The organism is Methylomonas sp. HW2-6, from assembly GCF_052474525.1.
This window is the reverse complement of the sequence record NZ_CP184124.1, coordinates 3754070-3777059: the sequence shown is the minus strand read 5'-3', so window position 1 is coordinate 3777059 and position 22990 is coordinate 3754070. Positions and strand designations below refer to the sequence as shown.

The following is a 22990-nucleotide window of genomic DNA, read 5'->3' as shown; positions in this document are numbered from 1 at the left end:
GGCTAGCGTTCGCCGGCGCAAATCCTGAATCGGCAGGCGCAATCCTGCTGCGCCATACACGCCGTTTGTTCGATCGGGCTCTCCAATAAGGTGCCGATCAGCGCCCGGTCGAATTCACACAATTCCGGGAATTGCTGAGCCAAGTCGTGGTAGACGCAGTTCACCGCTTTCAGGCTGAGTTGGCCGTTTTCGGTTTCCAATTCGGCGCGGTAGCCCAGGGTCTGCATCAATTCGACCAAAGTCTGGCGTTTCGCTGCCGGATCTTTGCCATTGAACTGCGGTGCCAACGACTGCGCCAGATTGACGCCCATCCGCGCCAGCATTTGCCGCAGGGCGGCTTCGCCGAGTTCTGATTTCAGTTCCGTCAATAACAAGGAGCAGAACCAGCCGTATTGCTTCGGCAAGCGGTTACGTCCCAGCTCCGTCAATTTGTAACTGCGCGCCGGCCGGCCGCCGGTGCTGTTCAAGGCCGCTTCGGCGACCAGTTGTTCTTTTTCCAGCCCGACTAAATGCTGTTTCACGGCATTGCGCGAAATCTGCATTTCGACGGCCAGTTCGTCGATGCTTAGCCCGTTCGATGCAGCGAGCAGTAAATTCAGGATTTGTTCTTGGCGGGAGCCGCTGGGTTGGGTCATGGCAATGCTGCAAGTCAAAGGCTGGAGATGGCGCAATTCTATGCCGGAATCGGTGCTCGGCAAAATATCGGAAAAGCCGATAGCTAATATAAATAAGTTTTATAATACAAATATTGTAAAAGTCGTCGGGTTGGCTTATTCTGCTCCCGGCTTCGACAAGCCGTACCGATTCATCCATTCCATATAGGCAGAACAATATGAGCGAAACCACTGCAACTCTGTACGAACAACTGGGCGGCGAAGCCGCAGTCAATGCTGCGGTCGATATCTTCTACCGCAAAGTGCTGAGCGACCATCGCATCAACCGCTTCTTCGACCACACCGACATGGACAAACAGGCCGCCAAGCAAAAAGCCTTTTTGACGATGGCCTTCGGTGGTCCCAATAATTATTCCGGCGCCGACATGCGCCAGGCCCATGCTCATCTGGTGAAAAAACTGGGCCTGGACGACTCCCATTTTGACGCCGTGGTCGAAAATCTGGCGATGACCTTACAGGAATTGAATGTGCCGCAGGCTTTGATTCAGCAAGTCGCGGCGATTGCCGAAACCACACGCAACGACGTGCTGGGCCGCTAAGCGGAGATGCAGGTCATGCAGACACGCAAGATTAGCGTCGGCCAGCGCGAATTGGGTTGCCGGCCGGGCGAATCGGTATTGGACGCTTTGCTGCGGGAACAGGTCGAGATTGCTTACGGTTGCCGGCAGGGCGCTTGCCAGAGCTGTATCGCCCGCAGCCTGGACGGAGCGCCGCCGGCCGCGGCCCAGGCCGGCTTGAAGGACGTGCTGCGCCATCAGAACCACTTTCTGGCCTGCCTGTGCTATCCGGAACGCGATATGGCGATCGGCATCGGTTCGCCGGAACAACGCTTCTGCCACGCCACCGTGACCGGCAGGCAGTTGCTCAACGCCGAGACTTTGCTGCTGACGCTGCATACCGACCAGGCACTGGACTACTACGCCGGCCAGTTCGTCAATTTGAAGCGCGGCGACGGTTTGCAGCGCAGTTATTCGATCGCCAACAACCGGGCCCATGCCCGAAACTTGACCTTCCACATCCGCCGGTTGGCCGGCGGCCGCTTCAGCGCATGGGCCCACGACGAACTGAAAGTCGGTGATCTATTGGAAGTATCCGATCCGCAAGGCCTGTGTTACTACTTACCTAGCGGGCAGCCGCGCAACCTATTGTTGATCGGCACCGGCAGCGGCCTGGCGCCGTTGGCGGGTATTGTCAGCGAGGCCTTGCACCACGACCACGCCGGCCAGATCCACCTCTACCACGGCAGCCGGGAAATGGATGGTTTGTATTGGATAGAGGAGATGCGCGGCCTGGCGGCGCAACACGCCAATTTCCATTACACGCCCTGCGTATCGCGCGGCGAAGCCCCGGATGGCGTCGCCAGCGGCCGAGCCAACGACGTGGCGATGAAGCAATTGCCGGATTTGAAGGGGTGGCGGGTCTACTTGTGCGGCCATCCGGACATGGTGCAGCAGAGCAAACGCCAGGCTTTCCTGAACGGCGCCAAATTCGACGACATTTATGCCGACGCGTTTCATGTGGCGTCGGCCACCTTGGACTGAGCGGCGAGCGTCGAATAATCCCGCTGCCGTTCGGCGGCGGCCAGGCCGCGCAGTTGAGCCAGCACTTGTTGCAGCACCGGCGAGTCGTTATCGCGGCCGGATACCATGTAAGCCGGCAGCGTGAAACGCGGGCTATCCGCCACCGGATGCAAGCGGCCGGATTGCAGCAGCGGTGCCGCCAGGCGGATAGGCAGAAAACAGGAGCCGCTGTTTTGCGCCAGGATCAATTGCAGCGCCATCCAGCCGATGTTGACCACTTGTGCCGAGCGTTCCAGATTCGGAAAGGCATTGCTGTGCTGGGCGTAAAAACCCGGCGCCCAATCGACGTAGATGTAGTCGTCGTTGGGCCAGGGCTGGTCCGGATCGGTGCTCAGTAGTAGCAGGGTTTCGTCGAAGATGTGCTCCACCAGTAGGCCCGGGCTGTGTTGCGGCGTATACATCATGCCGATGTCCAGCGCGCCGGAAATCAGGCTGCGCATCAAATCTTCCTCGAAGCCGATATCGGTGCGGATCGAAACATCCGGCATTTGCCGCCGAATCGCACCGATCCATTCCGGCAACAAGCCTTCGCACAAGGCGATGCGGGCGCCGATGCTTACGCTGTCGCGGAAGCGGCTGGGCAAGCCGATGTCGTGGCGGGCCTGTTCCAAGGTCAGCAATAAGGCCTTGGCGTGGCGCAGAAAGCGCTGGCCGGGCTGGGTCAGGCTGGCGCCAGCCCGGTTGCGTAGGAACAAGGTAACGCCCAAATAGGCTTCCAGACGCTGAATCCGGGTACTGACCGTCGATTGGGTCACGTACAGGCGGTTGGCGGCTTCCAGAAAACTGCCGTTGGCGGCGACGCTCAAAAAGGTTCTGATTTGGTCGATGTCCATGCGGTTTAGTATCGGTCTCCTCGATATTAAACTCCAATAAATATCGTTTGTCTTATCCGTGCTGGGTTTTTATAGTGAATAAATATATCGATTCGATCGTATATCCGATCTAGGAGTACAGCATGAAAACGACAACACACACCGATAAATACATTCGTGTCAATTCAAGATGGCTGCTGGGCTTGGCGCTGCCGTTGCTATTGGCAGCTTGTGCCGCGTCGCCGACAAAACCGGTCGCCTTTCAAACCAGCCAAATCCAGTCCTTGTTGATTGTGCCGGTCGCGGCACCGCCTCTGGAAGTCATACCCGACCTGCTGGAGCAACGCGACGCAGCGTATCGCCACACCCAGAATATGGCGATGGGCGTGGCGCTGGATAGGCAAAATTATCAGACTGCGGGCGGCATCGTCGTCGCCGGCATGCTGAGCAATGCGGCGGACGACGTCGATGCAATGATCGACGCTTTGCCACCGACCGCCGCCGGTGGCCGCGCGGCTCAAACCCCGTGGACGCCGGAAAAGTCTGCGGCCGAAGCCTTGCAGGGCTTGTTGGCCCAATCTAACCGCGGTGCCGAATTGAGTCGCGACGGCTACCGATTGGCCGCGACGGATGATGCCAGCCTGCCACAATGGCGCCGAGCCATTCAAGCTTGGTATGCGCAGGATCTCAGCCAGACCAACTATGCGAGCCGTGGTCAATACGATGCCGTAATCGAATTGGGCGTGGGCCGTTACCGAATCTTCGAAGGCCAAACCTCGTTGCAACTGATGCTGAAATTGATTGATCCAGCTTCGGGCCGCGTGTTGGCCCGCGCCCATTCCGAGAGCTTTCGGGTCGACGATGGCGCGCTGGCGTCGCTTCAACACGATGGTAAGGCATTTCGGCAACTGATTGCCGAGATGGCGGTACCGCTGTTGCGGCAAAGTCTCGGCGATTTGGGGCTGCGCAATGTGTCGAACGCCAATCAGAGCTGAGAACGGGCAAGCAGATTGAAGGATGAGCGCCGATTACCCGAAACGGCTGCGCGGTTGGCGCTTCAGTTTATTCAACCTGCTGCTCGGCGGCGGTCATGCCTTGGTGATTTTCAACGCCGGCGCCTATATCGCGATGCTGCCCAGGGTCGCGGCCGGTTTGGGCGTGCCGCCCAGCTTCGGCACCTGGACCCAGACCGACTACATGATCGCGCTGGCCCTGGGCTTGCCGATCGGGGGCTGGCTGGGCCGCCGATTCGGCGAATACCGGCCGCTGATCTGGGCGTTCGCCGGTTTTGCGTTGGCCTCGTGGCTGTGCGCGCTCGCCGAAGACTTTCATCTGTATCTGGCGGCGCGAGTGGTGCTGGGCTTCTGCGGCGGCCTGACCCTGCCGTTGGGCCAGGCCTTGTTGCTCAAGGAATATCCGGACCAGCGCAAGTCGCTCGCTATCGGTGTCTGGAGTTTGTTTACCCTGACGCCGTTTACCTTCGGTCCGCCGCTGGGCGGCTGGGTGGCCGATTCGCTGGGTTGGCGCTGGCTGTTTTGGGGCAATATCCCGCTGGCGTTGGCGATTGCCGGCTTGTTGGGCGCCTTGCTGTACGGCCGCGGCGGGCCGCGCTTGCGGCAACGCTTGGATGTTCCGGGTTGCCTGATGGCGATAGCGATTTTATTTGGCGTGCAAGCCCTGCTGAACCAAGGCAATGACTGGGATTGGGCCAATTCCGGTTACCTCCTGGCGCTGGGTGTCGGCGTGGTCGTGTTGCTGCTGTATTGGCTGATTTGGGAATGGGGTTGCCGCCGGCCGTTTCTGGATATTCGCTTGTTCGCCCGACGCAATTTTACGATCGGCGTGATCGGCTTGTGCGTCGGTTTTCTGTGTTTTCAGGGTTTGTTGTCGTTGCTGATCGTGCAATTGCAACTGGCGCTGGGTTACTCGTCGTTTCTGGCCGGCCTGGTGTTTTTGCCGATGGCGATTTTCGCCAAACCGATAGCCGGTATTTTTCATGAGGTAGTCAAGCGGGTCGATGCCCGCCTGCTGGCCAGCGCCAATCTGTTGGGTTTTGCCGCCACTTATTTTTGGTTGAGCCGATTCGACGACCCGGACAGTTTTGCCCAGTTGTGCTGGCCGAAACTGCTGGAGGGCGCCTGTCTGGGCAGTTTTTTCGTACCGTTAACCGCGTTGATGTTGCACGGCATTCCGGCCGAGCGGCATTGGCGGGCGCTGGAATTGGCCAATCTGTTGCGTATCGCCGCCGGCGCGATCGGTATTGCCTTGCAAGGCGTGATTTTCTACCGGCGTACGCCGTTGCATATGACCCGTTTCGCCGAAAGCCGCGACGCTTGGTCGGATGCCGGCGCGGATGCGCTGCAAAATTTACTGGCCGGCGGCTTCGAGGCCGATGCCGCGCTGGCCAAATTCGCCAAACTGGCGGGCAAGGCCCAAGCCATTCGCGGCTTGAACGACGCCTTCTGGTTGGCCGGCTGTATTTTCGTCGTTCTGGCGGCCTTGGTTTGGTTGGCCGAGCCGACCCGCGCCCCGGTTCGTGCCGCGCCGGCCATGCAGCGCGCGCTGGAAGAAGCATTAGTGGAGGAGGATGCATGATGGCCGTGGCGCAACGGTTCAGCTTGGTATTGTTGGCGATCGCTACAGGCGGCTGCGCGTTGTTCGGCGAGGACAGCCCTCGCGCCCAACTGGCGCTGATGCCGTCCATCGAGCAAACCTTGGCGCGTACCAGCACCGAGATGGCCGTGCAAGGCTCTTGGCCGGAGCAGCGCTGGTGGACGGCGTTCGGCAACCCGACCTTGAACGGCTTGATCGAAACCGCGCTGGCCGGCAATCCCAATCTGAAAGTCGCCGAGGCGCGTCTGCAGCAGGCCGAAACCTTGGCCGACTTTGAAGCTGCCGACCTGTATCCGACCGTAGACGCCAACGTCAGCTTTGCCGCGCAACGCTTTTCCGCCGACAGCGTGCAGGCTAAATTCGCCGGCCAGCACTTCCGCCACTTGTTGGTCAACCCGCTGGTGTTGCGCTACCACCTGGATTTTTGGGGGCGCGACCAGGCCAGTCTGCAAAGCGCGGTCGATCGCTCGCTGGCCGCCAGTGCCGAACTGGCCGACGCCCGGCTGTTGCTGGCCGTGGCCGTGGCAGGAGCCTATTTCGATTTACTGGCGGCCGCCGAAGAGTCAGAAGTGGCCGAACATATCGTCGCCGACCGGGAGACGCTTTACCGGTTGGAACAGAGCCGCCGCGCCGCCGGTTTGATTGGCGAAACGCCGCTGTGGCAAGCCGAACGCAATCTGCGCGCGGCCCAACAGGCGGCGGCCGGTTTGCGCGCCGAACAGGAATTGTGCCGTAACCAATTGGCCGCGTTGGCCGGGCAGGGTGCCGATTGGGGAACGCGGATCGGTATCGACGCCAAGGTCGTTCCGCAAGCGCTGGCCTTGCCGGCCGATCTGCCGTTGCGGTTGCTGGCGCGGCGGCCGGATCTGCATGCCGCGCGCTTGCAGGCCGAGGCCGCCGCCGAGGATATTCATGTCGCCAAAACCGCGTTTTATCCGGATGTCAATTTGCTGGCTTTCACCGGCTTTCACAGCGTCAGCCTGATCGATATTGCCTTGCAAGGCTCGAGTCTGGCCTATGCCGTCGGCCCGTCCGTCGAGTTGCCGATATTCGAAGGCGGCCGCTTGCGCGCCCAGCTTGGTTATCGGAAGGCGGCCTACGACCTGGCGGTGCAGCGCTATAACGCCGGCTTGCTGCATGCCGTGCAGGATGTCGCCGACGCCTTGAGCCGTTGGCGCGAACTGGATACCAAAGCCGCCGCACAGCAGCAAGCCGTGGCGGCCGCCGAAGCGCAAAGCCGGCTCAGCGAAAGCCTGATGCGCAACGGTTTGCACGATCGCGGCAAGCCTGTGCTGGCGCGGCTCGAAGCCAATCGCGAGCGCCTGCTGCTGGCCGGCTTGGCGGCCGAACAACATAAAAACGCGGTCAGCCTGATCAAAGCCTTGGGCGGCGGTTACCAAGCAGCCGCCGAATCCGCAAACCAACCCTGAACCCCTATGCAGAAAACGATTCGCCCGCGCGAGATTCTCCAGCAGCGTCGCCGCCGGCTGCGCTTTGTCACCATGATGTTGTTGCTGGCCGCGCTTGCTTGCGGACTCTATTGGTGGCTCACGCAACGCGATTGGGTAAAGACCGACGACGCCTTCATCGCCGGGCATTTGATTGGGGTCAAGGCTCAGGTCGACGGCACGGTGGTCGAGATCCTGGCCGAGAATACCCAAGCGGTTAACAAAGGCGATGTGCTGGTGCGGCTGGACGGCAGCTACGCGCGGGTGGCGATGCAACAGGCCGAAGCCGAGTTGGCGAAAACCGTGCGCGAGTTTTATGCCTTGAAAGCCCGGTTGGCGAGTTTGGGACAGCGCCTGGCGGCCAAGCAAGCTGCCGTGGCTCAAGTCGAACATGATTTGCAACGCTTTAAAGCCGCGGCCGGCGACGGTGCGGTGTCCGACCAGCAAGTACAGAATGCCGAAGACAAATTGCGCGAATTGGCGGCGGCGATACGCGAGACCCGCGCCGAGCAGGACGGCGTGGCCGCCCAGTTGCGCGACTCCGGCGTCGAGGACTATCCGGCGGTGGCACAGGCCAAGAGCCGCTTGCGCCGGGCTTATCTGGATTACCGGCGGCGCGAGGTGCGGGCGCCGGTGGCGGGCTATGTCGCCAAGCGCAAGGTGCAGGTCGGCGACAATTTGCATGCCGGCGCGGCGTTGATGGTGGTGGTGCCGCTGGAAGAGCTCTGGGTCGAAGCCAATTTTCTGGAAACCCAGATTGCCGATATTCGACCGGGCCAGGCCGCCGAGATTCGGGTCGATGCTTTCGGCGGCGAACGGTTGTACCACGGCCGGGTACAGGGCTTGAATCCCGGTTCCGGCAGCAGTTTCGCGCTGTTGCCGACCGATAACGCCACCGGCAATTTCATTCACATTGCCGAGCGGGTGCAGGTACGGATTGCGCTGGCGCCGGACGAATTGCGCGCCGCGCCGTTACAGCCGGGATTATCGACTTTGACCCGGGTGCATATTGCCGGTGGTGGTGCGTCGGCTTTGGCATCGGAGGTGACTTTGGCCGGAGCCGCCTACCGCACCGATATTTACGACCACGAACTGGATGGGGTCGAGGACAAAATCGGCCAGATTATCGCCGCCAACCGGTCCTGACCGAGCCGTTGCGCCGGTCGGAATAACCGTAAAAATTGCTGCAATTCACGGCCTGTCCGTGTATCTTTGTGGATTGGTTAACATGACCATAACGAAAAGTTTAACCGCCAGCCCGACAGGGGCGGCTTTCTCGACTGTTTAACTCACGGATCAACCATGTGTTTTAGCGCCAATATGTCTTTGGGATTGGGGGTGGCCGGCTTGGTCGCGTCCAGCGTCACGTTTCTGGATAAGGACGAAACCTTTTGGGTCAGACTGGCCCGGGCCTATGCGATTTTCCATTTTTCGCTGATGGAATTCATTCAGTATTTCGCCTATCCGGTCGCCGACCAGTGCGGCTACGGCACTAATTTATTGCTCAGCGAATTGTCGTCGGTGCATATCAGCTTGCAGGCTTTTGCGATCATGCCGGCTTTGGCGACGTATTCGACCGACCCCAATGCCTTACGCAAAGCCTTTTTCGTCGGTTCCAGTCTGAGTGGCTTGTTCTTGATTCTGACCCGCTTGCCCAACGATTGGCAGTTGTTCGGTATCGATCCCAACTTCATCGGCCGCATGCAGTCCTGCCTGTTCATGGGGATTTACCATATCGGCTATGCGATCTCCAGCGCCTTCGGCCTGCTGGTCACTCACGGCTCGTTGTTTGCGCTGGCTTTGAGCGGCTTTGTCTGGAAAAACAATTGGCGGATCGGCACTTACCATTGCTTCGGGGCGTTGATGACCTTGTTCGTGCCGCAGTGGCTGTTTGGCGTTTCGACCGGCGAAGCGGCGGCGATGTATTGCTTTTACTCGATTCCGATCACAGCCAGTTTCATGCCGCAATTCAAACAGATTTTCATCGGCAGGGCCGCTAATTCTGCCGACGGTATGCCGGCGCGGCAGGAGTCTTAGTCGGTCAATGCCAGGCTTCTCTGAACCGCCGGTAAAATTCGGGGTCGCTGACCGTGGCCCCGCGTTGTCCGACGATGGCCGAGGCGAAATCTTGGGCGCGTTCCAGCGCCGACGCCAGCGGCCAACCGCGGGCTATCCCCAACAGCAACACCGCGGCAAAGGCGTCGCCGGCGCCGACCGTGTCGACCACCGCCACGCTACCGACCGGTTTCACTTCGACAAATTCGCCGCCCGCGGTCAGCGCTAGTGCGCCATGCTCGCCGCGAGTCACCACCACGCCCTGCAAATCGTAACGTTGTTGCAATAGCAGCAGTTTGCTGTCGATGGTTTGGTTCTCCGGCAGCAACAATGCCAGCTCTTCGTCGTTCAACTTCAACCAATCGGCATCGGCTATCCATGTGTGAATGTCGTCCGCATTCCACCAGGGCGCGCGCAGATTGACGTCGAAAAACACCGGGCCGCGCCATTGGGGTTTGATCTGTTCGAAAGTCGCGCGGGATACGCCATGCCGCAGCGCTAGACTGCCATGGTAGAGCAAACCTGACTCGTGGCCGATGGGCAACTCCGGGGCGGCAATGTAGTCGTAAGCTTGCTCCGCCAGAATATGGTAACTCGGCTGGCCGTTGTCGATACTGACTGTCACGCTACCGGTCGGGCGGGCGGCGTCTATCTCCACCCCATTTTGGCGCATGCCTTGGGTTTGCATGGCCGCCAACAATTCCGCCCCGGCCGAATCCCGGCCGATGCGGCTGACGAATAAGGGTTCGGCCCCCAAGCCTTGCAAATGCCAGGCAACGTTAAACGGTGCGCCGCCGAGAATCCGGCTGCCGTCCGCAAAACAATCGAACAGTGCTTCGCCGAAAATGGTGATCGAATCTGCCGGCATGGTGTCAGCCTCTTGTATAGGTGTGGGGCGGCAACCTTAGCCAATCGGCCGAAAAATGGCAATCCGTTGCGATTGGCAAACGGGCCGACGGTCGTTTTAAGGGCGGCAGCTGACGTCTTATGCACCGGATTGGTGCGCTGGTTTCGGGTTGTCTGTCGACGCCTGTTTAACCGGCTGATAAATCAGCATTAATTTGTTTGGCATGTGGTTTGCTCTGGGTTAAGTCATGAATACACAAAATATTTTCGATGAAATGCGGGCCGGAGACGGCCAGGTGCGACGCCTGTATCAACCGTTTTCGGAGTGGCTGAAAGGTGTCGATCATGCTCAACTGATGCAGAAATCCCGTGAAGCGGAAATGCTGTTCCGGCGGGTTGGTATCACGTTCAACGTTTACGGTGAGGAAGCCGGCGCCGAACGCTTGATTCCGTTCGACGTCATTCCGCGCATCCTGGCGGCTAACGAATGGCGCCAGCTTTCCGCCGGCGTGATTCAACGCGTCGCGGCTTTGAACGCCTTCCTGAACGACTTGTACCACGACCAGGAAATTATCAAGGCCGGCATCGTGCCGGCGAGCATCCTGGAAAACGAAATGTATCGGCCGGAAATGCAGGGCGTTGACGTACCGGGCGGCATCTACGCCCATATCGCCGGTATCGATATCGTCCGCACCGCGGAAAACCAGTTTTACGTGTTGGAAGACAACCTACGCACGCCGTCCGGCGTATCCTACATGCTGGAAAACCGCAAAATGATGATGCGGCTGTTTCCGGAATTGTTCCGCCGTTACGCGGTGGCGCCGGTCGAACACTACCCGCAGGTGTTGTTGAACAACTTGCGCGCCGTGGCGCAGCCTGGTGTGCACGATCCGGTGGTGGTGTTGTTGACGCCGGGCGCCTATAACAGTGCTTATTTCGAACACGCATTTTTGGCGCAACAAATGGGTATCGAATTGGTGGAGGGCCAGGACCTGTTCTGTAGAGACAATGCCGTGTTCATGCGCACTACCGAAGGACCGAAACGGGTGGATGTGATTTACCGCCGGATCGACGACGATTTTCTCGACCCCTTGGCGTTCCGCGAGGATTCCATGCTCGGCGTACCAGGGCTGGTTTCGGTTTACCGCAACGGCGGCGTGACTTTGGCCAATGCGATCGGCGCCGGCGTTGCCGACGACAAATCGACCTATACCTACGTACCGGACATGGTCCGCTTTTACCTGGGCGAAGAGCCGATATTATCCAACGTGCCGACCTACAAGCTGGAAAACCCGGACGACTTGAAATATGTATTAGAGCATCTGGCCGAACTGGTGGTGAAAGAGGTGCAGGGCTCCGGCGGTTACGGCATGTTGGTTGGCCCGACTGCTTCCAAACAGCAAATCGAAGATTTCCGGGCCCGGATTCTGGCCGAACCGGACAATTACATCGCCCAGCCCACTTTGGCCTTGTCGACCTGTCCGACTTTGGTCGAGCAGGGTGTGGCGCCGCGCCACGTCGATCTGCGGCCGTTCGTGTTGTCCGGCAAGACCGTAACGCTGGTGCCGGGCGGATTGTGCCGGGTGGCGATGCGGGAGGGTTCGTTGGTGGTCAATTCCTCGCAAGGGGGCGGTACCAAGGACACCTGGGTGTTGAACGGAGATAAACCATGCTGAGCCGTACCGCCGATCATTTATATTGGATGGCCCGCTATATCGAGCGTGCCGAAAACATGGCTCGGGTGCTGGATGTGACCGACCGCATGTCGCTGGTCGCCAACAGCGCCTACGACGAAGCGGCGCGCTGGAAACCGCCGGTCTTGATCGCTGACGACGTTGCCGCGTTCGAGCGTGATTACGGCAGTTACACGGCGGCGAACGTGATGCGTTATATGGCCTTGGACGAGCGCAATCCGTCCAGCATCGTCAGCGCGCTGGGGGCGGCACGGGAGAACGCCAGGGCGGTGCGAGTGGCGATGTCGTCGGAGATGTGGGAAACGGTCAACGCGCTGTGGCTGGAATTGCGGCAACGGATTCGGCTGGGCCTGCGCGAGGCCGATATCGGCGAATTTTGCGATTGGGTCAAGTCGCGCTCGCACCTGTTCCGCGGCGTGACCTTCGGTACCATGTTGCGCGACGACGGCTATAAATTCGTGCGGCTGGGCAGTTTCGTCGAACGCGCCGACAATACCGCGCGGTTGCTGGATGCCAAGTTTCAGTTGCTGCTGCCTAACGAAGATCCGGCCGCCGAGGTGGATTACTACGAATGGAGCTCGTTGTTGCGTTCGGTATCCGCGTTCGAGGCCTATCAGAAAGTTTACCGCGATACGATAGAACCGACCAAAGTCGCCGAACTGTTGGTGTTGCGCGACGATATGCCGCGGTCGCTGCATGCCTGCTACGACGAGTTGGCGCCGATTCTGGAACAGCTTTGCCGCCAGCCCGGTTGCGAATGCTTGCGTTTGGCCGGCGAGAACCATGCCCGGCTGCATTTCGGCCGGATTACCCACATCTTTAATAGCGGACTGCACGAGTTTTTGCAGGATTTTATCGCCCGTAACAATGCGCTCGGCATCGAGATTCAGCGCGCGTTTTTGAATAGCCCGGATTGAACCGCCGGGTAATTGCGGCTGGCCGCGGACGACGTCCGCTACAGATGCGGAACGGACAACAAGTGTTAAAGGAAGCAGGATGGTTAATTCATTGATACACCCCAAGCAGGGCGATAAGGCCAATTCGGCCTGGTTCGACGAGTTTCTGGTCCGGTTGCTGGAAAACCGCGACCGTACCGGATTGACCGAAATGATTCGCGAGATCGATGCGTTGATGATCACGGTAGAGCCGGGCTGCTCGGCGGCTTATGTCAGCGAATTGGCCCTGATGACGCCCTATCATTACTTGGTGACGTTGGAGTCGGAGTCGCATTGGACTCATATCCTGCGCATCGATATGGAGTCGCCGGACTTGCTGGTGAGGGAAGTGCGCGATGCGGGGCGCGGCGATATCTTTCGCAGTCTGAACGAGGTCTATCCGATCGGAGCGCATAAACCCAACTCGCGCTATATGGGCGAGATTTTCCGGGTCAGCAATCTGCACGAAGTGGTCGAGCAGCAAAAAAGCCGGGAAATCCGCTTTTTCAACCAGGACCAGATCCGCAAACTGGAATTGCCCGGCAATATGGCCATCGTCAAGCCGTCGCCTTACACCCACAACATCGTCGCTTATTGGGAACGGCCGCCGGAAGACATCCGGGTGTACGCATTGGGCAATAGCGTGATCCTGGACGAAGTCAATCGGGGTTACCATGCCGCCAAGGCGATTCAGGAAGAACTGGGGCTGGATAAACTGATCAGGCCGATCGACCATTTGGCGACGCGGGTTTACAGCCAGAACCGGGAAGTGGCGATTCTGGAGTATTTGACCCTGTCCAGCTATTACTACTGGGGGTCCTACGATATCGCCAACCAGAATTCGTCGACCAACGTCACCAAGAGCATCCATTACGCCGACGAGCGCATTAGTCCGGCCAAAGTATTCACGGCGGCCAACCAGCCGTATTTCGTCAACCATTTGGTGGGATTGCCGTCGCCGACCGAAAATTTTGTCCGCAATTACGGGCCGCGTCTGCATCATTTGGCGCTGGCGGTCGCGGACGGCGAGACCGGCAACCAGGCCAATATCGATTACGTGGTCGATGCGATCCGGGCCAGGGGTAAGGATTTCCTGCTGGATGTGATCGGCTCGCGGGAAGAGGGTTTGAAGCAGATTTTTTCCAGCGCCTCCGAGCACTCGTCGTTGATTATCGAATACGTGCAGCGCTTCGGCGATTTCGACGGCTTTTTTACCAAGCAAAACGTTGCCGAGTTAACCCATGCCGCGGGCGTGGAGGAAAACTTGCGGCTATTACAGGCTGAAAGCGAAGCCGCCAATCCATTGGTGAATGCATGAGTATCCGGGTCGCGATAAACCACAAGACCAGCTATTTCTACGACAAGCCGGTGCAACTGGCGCCGCACGTGTTGCGCTTGCGGCCTGCCGTACATTCGCGGACGCCGATTTCGGCCTATTCGCTGCGGGTCAAACCGGAAAAGCACTTTATCAATTGGCAGCAGGACCCGTTCGGCAACTATTTGGCCCGGCTGGTGTTTCCGGAAAAAACCCGGGAGCTGTCGATTGAGGTGGATTTGATCGCGGAAATGACCGTGATCAATCCGTTCGATTTTTTCCTGGAGGAATACGCCGAGAAGTATCCGTTCGAGTATCCGGAGCAGCTGGCCAAGGAATTGACCCCGTATCTGGAAATTCGGGAGAAAGGGCCGTTGCTGACCGATTTTCTGAAATCCCTGCCGCGTAAGGAACAAGCTGTGGTCGATTTTCTGGTGGCGGCGAACCGGGCGGTTAATCAGGCGGTGGCTTACTCGATCCGGATGGAGCCGGGTGTGCAAAGTTGCGAGGAGACTTTGCAGAAGAAACTGGGTTCCTGCCGCGACTCCGGTTGGCTGTTGGTGCAAGTGCTGCGACATATGGGCTTGGCGGCCCGCTTCGTCTCCGGCTATTTGGTGCAACTGGTGGCCGACGTCAAAGCGTTGGACGGGCCGTCCGGTACCGATCACGATTTCACCGACCTGCATGCCTGGGCCGAAGTCTACATTCCGGGCGCGGGCTGGATCGGGATGGATCCGACCTCGGGTTTGTTTGCCGGGGAGGGCCATATACCGTTGGCCTGTACCGCGGATTACGTCAGCGCGGCGCCGGTTAGCGGCGGCTTTACCGGAGAGGCTCAGACCCGTTTCGAATTTGCCAACCGCGTCACCCGGATTCATGAAGATCCGCGCGTCACCAAACCTTACACCGAGCGGCAATGGGCCGAGATTGATGCCTTGGGCGAGAAAGTCGACGCGGAATTAGTGGCCGGCGACGTCAGGCTGACGATGGGTGGCGAGCCCACGTTCGTCTCGATCGATAACATGGATGCGCCGGAATGGAACACGGAGGCCGACGGCCTGGAAAAACGTAAGCTGGCCGGCAAATTGATTCGGCGCTTGCGCGAGAGTTTTGCACCGGGCGGTTTGTTGTACTTCGGCCAAGGTAAATGGTATCCGGGTGAGGCTTTACCGCGCTGGCAGCTGGCTTGCTTCTGGCGCAAGGACGGCGTGCCGGTCTGGAAAAATCCGGGATTGCTGGCCGACGAAAGCCGGGATTACGGATTCGGTAGGGAACAGGCAGAGGGATTTGTGCGGGATCTGGCCAAGCGGCTGGGCTTGAAGGCGGCCTGCATCGTGCCGGGTTATGAAGATCCCGTGCATTATTTACACCAGGAAAGCCTATTGCCAGCTAATTTCGACCCGCAGCAGGCCGATTTAACCGACGATCTGGAACGGCAGCGGCTGGTCAGAATATTGAGCGGCAATTTGGGTGAAGCGGCTGGCTACGCCTTGCCGTTACACTGGAGTTATAGGGCTCGCTCCTGGAATAGCGCTGTGTGGTCATTTCGTCGCGGCGAGATGTATTTGTTGCCCGGCGATTCGGCGATGGGCTTACGGTTGCCGTTGAATAGCCTGCCGTGGGTGCCGTTCGAACAACGGGAACAGCTGATGGAGCGCAGTTTGTACGATACGGTTGAACCGCTGGGCGATATCGACTCGGAAGTCAGCCGGCGCTATAGCCAAACCGCGAAACAGGAATGGCATCCCCCCGAAATGGAGGCCGTGGACGAGCGCGACTCGAAAGACCCGCTGTGGATACCGCATACCGCAATGGTGGTAGAAAGCCGGGAGGGGCGCTTGTATGTGTTTTTGCCGCCGACTAATGAACTGGAGCACTATCTGGATCTGATCGCCTCGGTGGAGGCCACCGCTGCGGGATTGAAACTTCCGGTTGTGATCGAAGGCTACCAGCCGCCGCACGATTTGCGTCTGAACCGCTTGCCGGTGACGCCGGACCCGGGGGTGATCGAGGTCAACATCCATCCCGCCGCCAGTTGGCGCGAGCTGGTCGAGAATACGGCCACGCTATACGAAGATGCGCGGCTGTCCCGGTTGAGTACCGAAAAGTTCATGCTCGACGGCCGTCATACCGGCACCGGCGGTGGCAACCATGTCACTCTGGGCGGAATCACGCCGGTAGACAGCCCGATTCTGCGCCGTCCCGACTTGCTGCGCAGTTTGGTCACCTATTGGCAGCACCATCCGGCCTTGTCCTATTTGTTTTCCGGTTTGTTTATCGGCCCAACCAGCCAGGCGCCGCGGGTCGACGAGGCCCGTAACGATAGTTTGTACGAACTGGAAATTGCGTTTCAGCAAATGCCGGACGGCGAAGTGCCGGCGCCCTGGCTGGTGGACCGGTTGTTGCGAAATTTGTTGGTCGATATGACCGGCAATACCCACCGCGCTGAGTTTTGCATCGACAAGCTCTACGCGCCGGGTAGCGACTCCGGTCGACTGGGGCTGCTGGAGTTGCGCGCGTTCGAGATGCCGCCACATGCGCGGATGAGTCTGATGCAAATGTTGCTGCTCAGAACCTTGGTGGCTTGGTTTTGGCGCGAGCCCTACCGGAAGCCGCTGGTGCGCTGGGGGACGCAATTGCACGATAAATACATGCTGCCGCACTTTATCGCCAGCGATATCCAGGATGTGGTGCTGGATCTGCAGACCGCCGGCTACGATTTCAAGAGCGAGTGGTTTGCGCCGTTTTTGGAATTCCGGTTTCCGCACATCGGTAGCATGCGCGTGGGTAATTTGCAGTTGGATTTACATCAGGCGATTGAACCATGGCATGTGCTGGGCGAGGAAATCACCAGCGGCGGTACTGCACGGTATGTGGATTCTTCAGTCGAACGGCTGCAAGTATCGCTGAACGGTGCGATGGGCGAGCGTTACCTGTTGAGTTGTAATGGCCGGCGGGTGCCGTTGCGGCCGACGGCAAAGCAAGGCGAGATGGTAGCCGGGATTCGCTATCGGGCCTGGAATCCGCCTTCTGCCTTGCATCCCACCATCGGCGTACAGGCGCCGTTGGTATTCGATTTGATCGATACCTGGAACGGCCGTTCGGTGGGTGGTTGCACCTACCATGTCAGTCATCCCGGCGGGCGGAATTACGATACTTTGCCGGTGAATGCTTACGAAGCCGAAGGCCGGCGGGTTAGTCGGTTTTTGCGGCACGGTTACACGCCGAGTGCCGGATCGGCGGAAGTGCCTGTCGAGCAACTGAATAGGGATTATCCGTTGACTCTGGATTTACGCTGGAATGCCACTAGCTAACTTGTTGCCTCGGTGGAGGTTGTACTTTTTTGTCACGCGGTTTCAAAATTAACAGAATTGAGATACCATTTTGAAATGGCGCGTGAAAAAGTTTTCATAGTTAGTTGAACTTATTAAACAAATTTATTAAGTGTGGTGCCGCGTGATCCAAAGTCCGCATTCATTCGATAGTTGTTTCGAGGTGTTTTTAGCCGATACGCCTGAAGCAAAAGATATCCATTACCGTATTCGCTACCGTGTTTATTGTGACGAGTTGGGCTTCGAGGACAAGCAGTTGTATCCGGACGGGATCGAGAGCGACGAGTGGGATAGTCGCGCTGTGCATTTTCTGGTCCGGCATAAATTCAGCGGCGAGTGGCTGGGTGCGCTCAGATTGGTCAGGCCCGGCAAGCAAGGCTTTCCATTCGAAGAACATTGTACCCCGTATCGAAGCCTCCCAAAGGCTTGTTACAGCCGTGCTGTAGAGATTTCCAGGCTCTGCGTGGTCAAAGAGGCTAGGCGTTTTGCGCTGCGCAAAAGCAATGTCCATTTCGACGCTAAATCGACGAATATCAGCTTTTTGCACGATTACCGTAATCTGAATCGAAGCATCATGTGGGGGCTTTATCGGGCGGCAACGGTTTATTCGACCCGGAGCGGTATAGACGACTGGTTTATTTTGGTTACGCCGGCACTAGCGTACTTTGTTAGCAAGGAAGGCTTCTCGATGCGCCAAATCGGCGATGCGTGCGACCATCGCGGGCAAAGAACCCCTTATCGTTTGAACGTTAAACACATCTTGCAAAATCCGCTGTGGTTACAGGACTACCAACAGGATTACCGTTTGTATTCGGAATTAGCCGAGACACGTGCGGTCCGTTACGGCGGTCGCGATTTGCACCAAATCGGGGTAGTTTCCTACGTAAACCGTGCGTGACGGTGACTACGGTGGTGGCTGGTCGTCAGAATGGTTTCTGATTAAGCCCTGTAAGCCGTACTTTTCGAACAGCCCGTAAAGTGTAGGGCGAGTTACTCCCAGTAATTTAGCCGCTTCGGAAACATTGTTGTCCGCATAATTCAAGGCGCGTTTGATGGCTACCGTTTCTGCGGCCTCCCGTACCGATTTCAGATTGAGCGGCATCGTATGTTCTGCCGAGTGGCCGATCTCCAGATCGGTTGCGGTGACGACGTTGCCGTCCGACAATATCGTTGCCCGTTTGATTTTATTCTCCATCTCCCGGATGTTGCCAGGCCAGTAGTAGGCCTCCATAGCCTGGGCGGCGTCGTGGGAGAAATGTTTTTCCTTCATATGGTTTTCCCGGCAGTAGCGCTGTAGCAGGGCGTTAGCGATAGTAATTATGTCGCCCTCCCGTTCGCGCAATGGCGGAATATCGACCACGATTTCACTCAACCGATAATACAGGTCACCGCGGAAAGCGCCTTGCTCGATCAGGTCCGGTAATTTGCGGTGGGTGGCGCAGATGATTCTGACATCGACAGCTATCTCCTTGCGGCCCCCCAAGCGCTCTATCACGCGTTCCTGAATAAAACGGAGTAATTTGGCCTGTAACGCGAACGGCAAATCGCCGATCTCGTCCAAGAAAAAAGTACCGCCTTGGGCATATTCGATCTTGCCTTTGGTTTGGGCGACCGCCCCGGTAAATGCGCCTTTTTCGTAGCCAAACAGTTCGCTTTCCAGCAGCGTTTCGGGTATTGCTGCGCAGTTCACCGCGACAAATGGCTGGTCGGCGCGCGAACTTAGCTTGTGCAAGGCTTTGGCCAATAATTCTTTACCGGTGCCGCTTTCGCCGAGTAAGAGAACGGTGGCCTGGGTTGGCGCAATTTTCTCGACCATGCGCATAACCGACTGCATCTGCGGACTGGTGGCTATTACGCCGTGCAGCGGCTTTTGCTGCTGCAGATTCTGATAGTCGCGCTCTAAGGTATCCAATTGAAAGGCGCGTTCGATAATCAGGCCGAGAATATCCGGGTCGACAGGCTTTTGGTAAAAATCGTAAGCTCCCAATGCTACGGCGTGAATTGCATTGGCACGGTCATCGTTGCCGGTGACGACGATGATTTTTGTTGCGGGGGCAAGAGCCAGAATTTCTCGCAGTGTAGCTAAGCCTTCACTGGCATTGCTCGGGTCCGGAGGCAGGCCCAGATCCAACGTGACAACACTGGGCGTATGTCTTCTAAAAGCGGCAATGGCTTCACTCCGGTTGCCGGCAACAACGACTTCGTATTGTTCGAAGCTCCATTTCAACTGTTTTTGCAAACCTGGGTCGTCTTCAACAACGAGCAGTAGTCTTGATTGGGTCATTAATTTCTTGGGGTTTCGGAAAGGCGTTTTGCTAACGGCAGTTGTATCGTGAATGTCGTGCCGAAGCCAAGTTCACTGTCGACGTGAATCTGGCCTGAGTTCTTAGTGATGTAATCACGGGCTTCGTAAGCACCTATTCCCATACCGGCGTTACCTTTGGTGGTGTCGAATGGTTTGAATAAGCGTTCGGCTATGAATTGTTGATTCATGCCTGTGCCGTTATCCACGATCTTCACCTGAGCATAGTCTTGGTTTTTTGTTAATTCAAGCTTAACCCAGCCACCGTCGCCCCGCGTGGCGTCCTGGGCATTTTGTACCAAGTTGGTCAATATATTGGTTAATTTTATTTTGTCTGCGGAGACCGGGCACTCGTCTAGGTTGGTTGTTAACTCAATCGGCGGCGATCCGAGGTGTTGTTGGGCTATTGAGCGGACGATGGCCGCTAGATTGACGATGCTGTTTGCGGTGGCTTGAGGTTCTCCTTGTTTTAGTTGTTCGACAATATGGTGCATTTTTTTGACAACATTATTCAACGTGTCGATAGTGTCGTCGAAAAAATCGGGGTTATGTTTGTGTTTTTCGGCGTTTCTGACAATCAATGAGATTTGTGCGACTAAGTTTTTTAAATCGTGCACTAAAAAAGCGGAGAGCCTATGGTAGGTTTCGAATTGGCGATTGTTAGCCAACTCTTCGCTGGCTCGATTCAGCGCTAACGCGTTCGCTAGTTGCATGCCGACCGTTTTCAGTAGGTCATGGTCTTCCCAGTTGAGTTTTCTCGGCACTCTGGCCTGAGTTAAGACGACGAAAGCCTCCAGTTTGTTTAAGTGAAATAGCGGGACTATCAACCAGACTTGACTGTCTTCGTAGCACCAGGGGGACAAATCGATGTCGTCGTATACTTCGGGAGCATGGGATAATTCAAAGAAGTCTATAACCCACTGTTTGTTTGCCAAATAAAGGGGCAGGTCGCCTACGTTATGTAGGTAATCAATTTCCTGAGGTGTCAGTCGCAAATTTTGCTCCGCGGCCAGAAAAAATTTGCCTTGGTCATTTTTTAGCCATAAACCGCCGCCAGTGCTTTCCACCAAGTCGGTCAGGGTGTTGATAATAAAGCCTTTCAGTTCTTCCAAGGATTCAAGTTTGGCTAGAGCCTTACTGATTTTGAGCCACTCCTCGCGGTAGTCGTAACTGTAGTGAAAAAAATGTTTGCTAAAGTAAACCTTGGCTAGGGCTCTAATCTTGCCCGACGTGAAAGGTATGATCAGTAGCAGTAGTGCCAGAAATATGAATACTGTTTGAGCGGTTTCACCCCACTCCGCGTTTGCGCGTTTGATATAGAACCCGGCGAAAGACATTAAAATGAGGTATGCACCGCAGCCAAATAAGATTGTGGTGTAAAAAATAGTCTTGCGGGGTGTTGTCAGTTCCTGGTTTTCACTGTTAAGCTTGAGTCGGGTAGAAGTGATCGCCAAAAATGGGGTTACCATCGCATTGGTGATGCCGCGCGATTGCCAGAGTGCGAAGTCCAGATGGTTGAACAACAGAGATTTGCTGTAAACCAGTAAATCTACGGCAAAAATGGCTCCCAGGCTGACACAAAGGAATTTTAAATTCCAGCGCTGTTTCAAGGGGGTGCTGCGATAAAGTTGCTCGACCAGAATCAGACCGAGAACTGCAAATACAACATGACCGGCAAATCTGGGATCGGTGTCGAGAACGCTGGTTGTCCACCTCAACGCTTGCGGAAACGCCTCCAGGCAAAAAATTAGCAATGCAAACGCTGAAATAACGATGCTCGTGTGCCCTTTGAACAATTGCTTGTAGCTATTGTAACGCTGTTTCGAAAGTAACGATCCTAGTAGGAAAAACCATGCTCCGTTGCGTATCGTTTCGTAGGCGAGGGTGTCGGCGAAGAAATAGTGGCTATTTTTTGTTGCGAGCGTCACGCTCGTCGACCATACGACGGAGCAGAGAGCTGCTATTATGAAAGGGTAATATCGGGTTTTAATGGTTACAACGAAAATCAATAAAAGCCCGTACGCGACGCTGGCAGTGAAGTAGCTGTAGTAAATATAGTTTTCCATGTATGGGTGTTGGGGCTGCATGCTTCCCGCGGCATTATAACCAGCGAGTCAGTGTTATTGATATGGTTTCGCCTGATGATTGAGATACTTAGTGACGTTCTGAAAAACCCGTTGTTTAAAGAGGGTAGTGCGTGGCGGAGGTATAAGCTGAGCGCAGGTGCCACTATCGTCAAAAAGGGTGAGCAAGGAAAAAGTTTGTTTTACTTGGAAGCAGGCTCGGTCAGGGTTTTAGGAGGGGCTGAACTGGATGGCAATAAGCGGGTCAGTCCAGGTCTATGTGATCTCGAAGCCGGAGCCGTTTTTGGCGACGTATGTTTGTACGAGGCTAGGGAGCGCACGGCCTCAGTCATATCGTTGACAGATGTCCAGTTACTGGAGATTCGTAGTGACATGTTAAGCGTTTACATGGATGACCATCCGGTTCAGGGGTATTTGTTTCTGAAAGAGTTGTTTCAAACAATGTCGAGGCGATTGGGGTTGGCAAATGATCGTATCGAGCATTTACTGGCATGGGGTATCAAAGCTCATGATATCGATAAGTATTTATAGTCGATAACCAATATTTTAGAGAGCGCATAAAATGGAAGTCGCACAAAAGCTGTCATTAGTCGAAAGCTTTAGTCGCTATTTTAGGGTGTCCTTGGCGGAGACCGTTGCGCAAAAACAGCAAGTATTTCGAATAAGATATCGAGTGTATTGCGAAGAGTTTAAGTACGAATCGCAAGAGCATTTCATAGATCAACTTGAGATCGACGAGTACGATCCGCATTCTCGGCATTGCTTGATCACCCACATTCAAACTGGTTTGCCCGCTGGTTGCGTCAGGATGGTTCCGGCGTTGGGTCCAGAATCCGAATCGCCACTGCCTTTGGAGAAATACTGCAGCAATAGTCTGGATCGAGATGTGATCGGTAGTCTTCAGCTTGAGCGGCATACGGTATGCGAGATATCAAGATTGGCGGTCGACGGTGCTTTTCGCAGAAGAACTGGGGAAACTTTGACCCGGTTCGGCGAGATAAACGGTTTGCATTTCTCGCAGCAGGAGCAAAGGACTTTTTCATCCATTGCGGTTGCCTGCTTTTTTGCGGCAACTGTTTTAACCGAGCTCGATAAGCGAACTAATGTCTTCGCGATGATGGAGCCATTTTTGCCGAGGATGATGCATCGGTCAGGTATAGATTTTCAGCGTGTCGGTAGGGACATTGACTATCACGGTATTCGAGCGCCCTACTTTATTACTACGCAGTCTGTATTGGAAAATATGCATTCGGAATTGCGGGAACTATACGCTTGGATCAAACAAACTATTGCTGAATAA

Annotated in this window: 19 protein-coding genes; 14 read left to right on the top strand and 5 right to left on the bottom strand. The window is 56.5% G+C overall.

Annotated features, from left to right (window positions below):
• Positions 1–2: 2 nt before the first annotated feature.
• Positions 3–635: a helix-turn-helix transcriptional regulator gene (locus tag ACH518_RS18160; protein ID WP_445371098.1), complete on the bottom strand. Its 633-nt coding sequence runs from the start codon at positions 633–635 to the stop codon at positions 3–5.
• Between the two features lie 197 nt (positions 636–832).
• Here ACH518_RS18160 and ACH518_RS18155 point away from each other — a divergent pair, with 197 nt between their 5' ends.
• On the top strand, positions 833–1213 hold the full coding sequence (locus ACH518_RS18155) for a group I truncated hemoglobin (protein WP_140910579.1): 381 nt from the start codon (positions 833–835) through the stop codon (positions 1211–1213).
• Between the two features lie 15 nt (positions 1214–1228).
• Positions 1229–2215 (top strand): 2Fe-2S iron-sulfur cluster-binding protein, encoded by a 987-nt coding sequence (locus ACH518_RS18150; protein ID WP_445371097.1) that lies wholly within the window; start codon positions 1229–1231, stop codon positions 2213–2215.
• Here the strand turns inward: ACH518_RS18150 and ACH518_RS18145 are convergent.
• A complete protein-coding gene (locus ACH518_RS18145) occupies positions 2188–3087 on the bottom strand; it encodes a LysR family transcriptional regulator (protein WP_445371096.1) in 900 nt (299 codons plus the stop codon). The two genes, ACH518_RS18150 and ACH518_RS18145, sit on opposite strands and share 28 nt — an antisense overlap.
• Positions 3088–3209: 122 nt before the next feature.
• Here ACH518_RS18145 and ACH518_RS18140 point away from each other — a divergent pair, with 122 nt between their 5' ends.
• The 5 genes from ACH518_RS18140 (at position 3210) to ACH518_RS18120 (ending at position 9164) form a co-directional block, all read left to right on the top strand.
• Positions 3210–4061, top strand: coding sequence for a hypothetical protein (locus ACH518_RS18140; protein ID WP_445371095.1), 852 nt, complete (start codon positions 3210–3212; stop codon positions 4059–4061).
• Positions 4062–4083: 22 nt separating this feature from the next.
• Positions 4084–5661: a DHA2 family efflux MFS transporter permease subunit gene (locus tag ACH518_RS18135; RefSeq protein WP_445371094.1), complete on the top strand. Its 1578-nt coding sequence runs from the start codon at positions 4084–4086 to the stop codon at positions 5659–5661.
• Positions 5658–7109 (top strand): efflux transporter outer membrane subunit, encoded by a 1452-nt coding sequence (locus ACH518_RS18130; protein WP_445371093.1) that lies wholly within the window; start codon positions 5658–5660, stop codon positions 7107–7109. Before ACH518_RS18135 ends, ACH518_RS18130 begins: the two co-directional genes overlap by 4 nt.
• A gap of 6 nt (positions 7110–7115) precedes the next feature.
• Positions 7116–8273: an HlyD family efflux transporter periplasmic adaptor subunit gene (locus ACH518_RS18125; RefSeq protein ID WP_445371092.1), complete on the top strand. Its 1158-nt coding sequence runs from the start codon at positions 7116–7118 to the stop codon at positions 8271–8273.
• 156 nt (positions 8274–8429) lie between these two features.
• On the top strand, positions 8430–9164 hold the full coding sequence (locus tag ACH518_RS18120; RefSeq protein WP_140910585.1) for a DUF5765 domain-containing protein: 735 nt from the start codon (positions 8430–8432) through the stop codon (positions 9162–9164).
• 4 nt (positions 9165–9168) lie between these two features.
• Here ACH518_RS18120 and ACH518_RS18115 read toward each other — a convergent pair whose 3' ends face one another.
• The gene (locus ACH518_RS18115; RefSeq protein ID WP_445371091.1) at positions 9169–10050 is read right to left on the bottom strand and encodes a carbohydrate kinase family protein; all 882 of its coding nucleotides are present in this window, start codon (positions 10048–10050) and stop codon (positions 9169–9171) included.
• Positions 10051–10276: 226 nt separating this feature from the next.
• On the opposite strand from ACH518_RS18115, the gene ACH518_RS18110 reads away from it, so the two are divergent.
• From ACH518_RS18110 to ACH518_RS18090, 5 genes are all read left to right on the top strand, one after another.
• Positions 10277–11704, top strand: a complete 1428-nt coding sequence (locus tag ACH518_RS18110) for a circularly permuted type 2 ATP-grasp protein (protein ID WP_445371090.1) — start codon at positions 10277–10279, stop codon at positions 11702–11704.
• The gene (locus ACH518_RS18105; protein WP_278211344.1) at positions 11698–12639 is read left to right on the top strand and encodes an alpha-E domain-containing protein; all 942 of its coding nucleotides are present in this window, start codon (positions 11698–11700) and stop codon (positions 12637–12639) included. Before ACH518_RS18110 ends, ACH518_RS18105 begins: the two co-directional genes overlap by 7 nt.
• A gap of 79 nt (positions 12640–12718) precedes the next feature.
• Entirely contained in the window at positions 12719–13975 is a 1257-nt protein-coding gene (locus ACH518_RS18100) for a hypothetical protein (RefSeq protein WP_445371089.1), read from the top strand.
• Positions 13972–17286 carry a transglutaminase family protein gene (locus ACH518_RS18095; RefSeq protein WP_445371088.1) on the top strand — a complete coding sequence of 1105 codons (3315 nt, stop codon included), beginning with the start codon at positions 13972–13974 and terminating at the stop codon, positions 17284–17286. Before ACH518_RS18100 ends, ACH518_RS18095 begins: the two co-directional genes overlap by 4 nt.
• Positions 17287–17428: 142 nt before the next feature.
• Positions 17429–18202, top strand: coding sequence for a PEP-CTERM/exosortase system-associated acyltransferase (locus ACH518_RS18090; RefSeq protein ID WP_445371087.1), 774 nt, complete (start codon positions 17429–17431; stop codon positions 18200–18202).
• A gap of 6 nt (positions 18203–18208) precedes the next feature.
• Here ACH518_RS18090 and prsR read toward each other — a convergent pair whose 3' ends face one another.
• Both prsR and prsK read right to left on the bottom strand, forming a co-directional pair.
• Positions 18209–19588: a PEP-CTERM-box response regulator transcription factor gene (gene prsR / locus ACH518_RS18085; RefSeq protein ID WP_140910592.1), complete on the bottom strand. Its 1380-nt coding sequence runs from the start codon at positions 19586–19588 to the stop codon at positions 18209–18211.
• Complete coding sequence (gene prsK, locus ACH518_RS18080; RefSeq protein WP_445371086.1) at positions 19588–21672, bottom strand: XrtA/PEP-CTERM system histidine kinase PrsK; 2085 nt, start codon at positions 21670–21672, stop codon at positions 19588–19590. The genes prsR and prsK overlap by 1 nt, the downstream gene beginning before the upstream one ends.
• A 75-nt stretch (positions 21673–21747) precedes the next feature.
• Here prsK and ACH518_RS18075 point away from each other — a divergent pair, with 75 nt between their 5' ends.
• Positions 21748–22221, top strand: a complete 474-nt coding sequence (locus ACH518_RS18075; RefSeq protein ID WP_445371085.1) for a Crp/Fnr family transcriptional regulator — start codon at positions 21748–21750, stop codon at positions 22219–22221.
• Between the two features lie 31 nt (positions 22222–22252).
• Complete coding sequence (locus ACH518_RS18070; RefSeq protein WP_140910595.1) at positions 22253–22990, top strand: PEP-CTERM/exosortase system-associated acyltransferase; 738 nt, start codon at positions 22253–22255, stop codon at positions 22988–22990.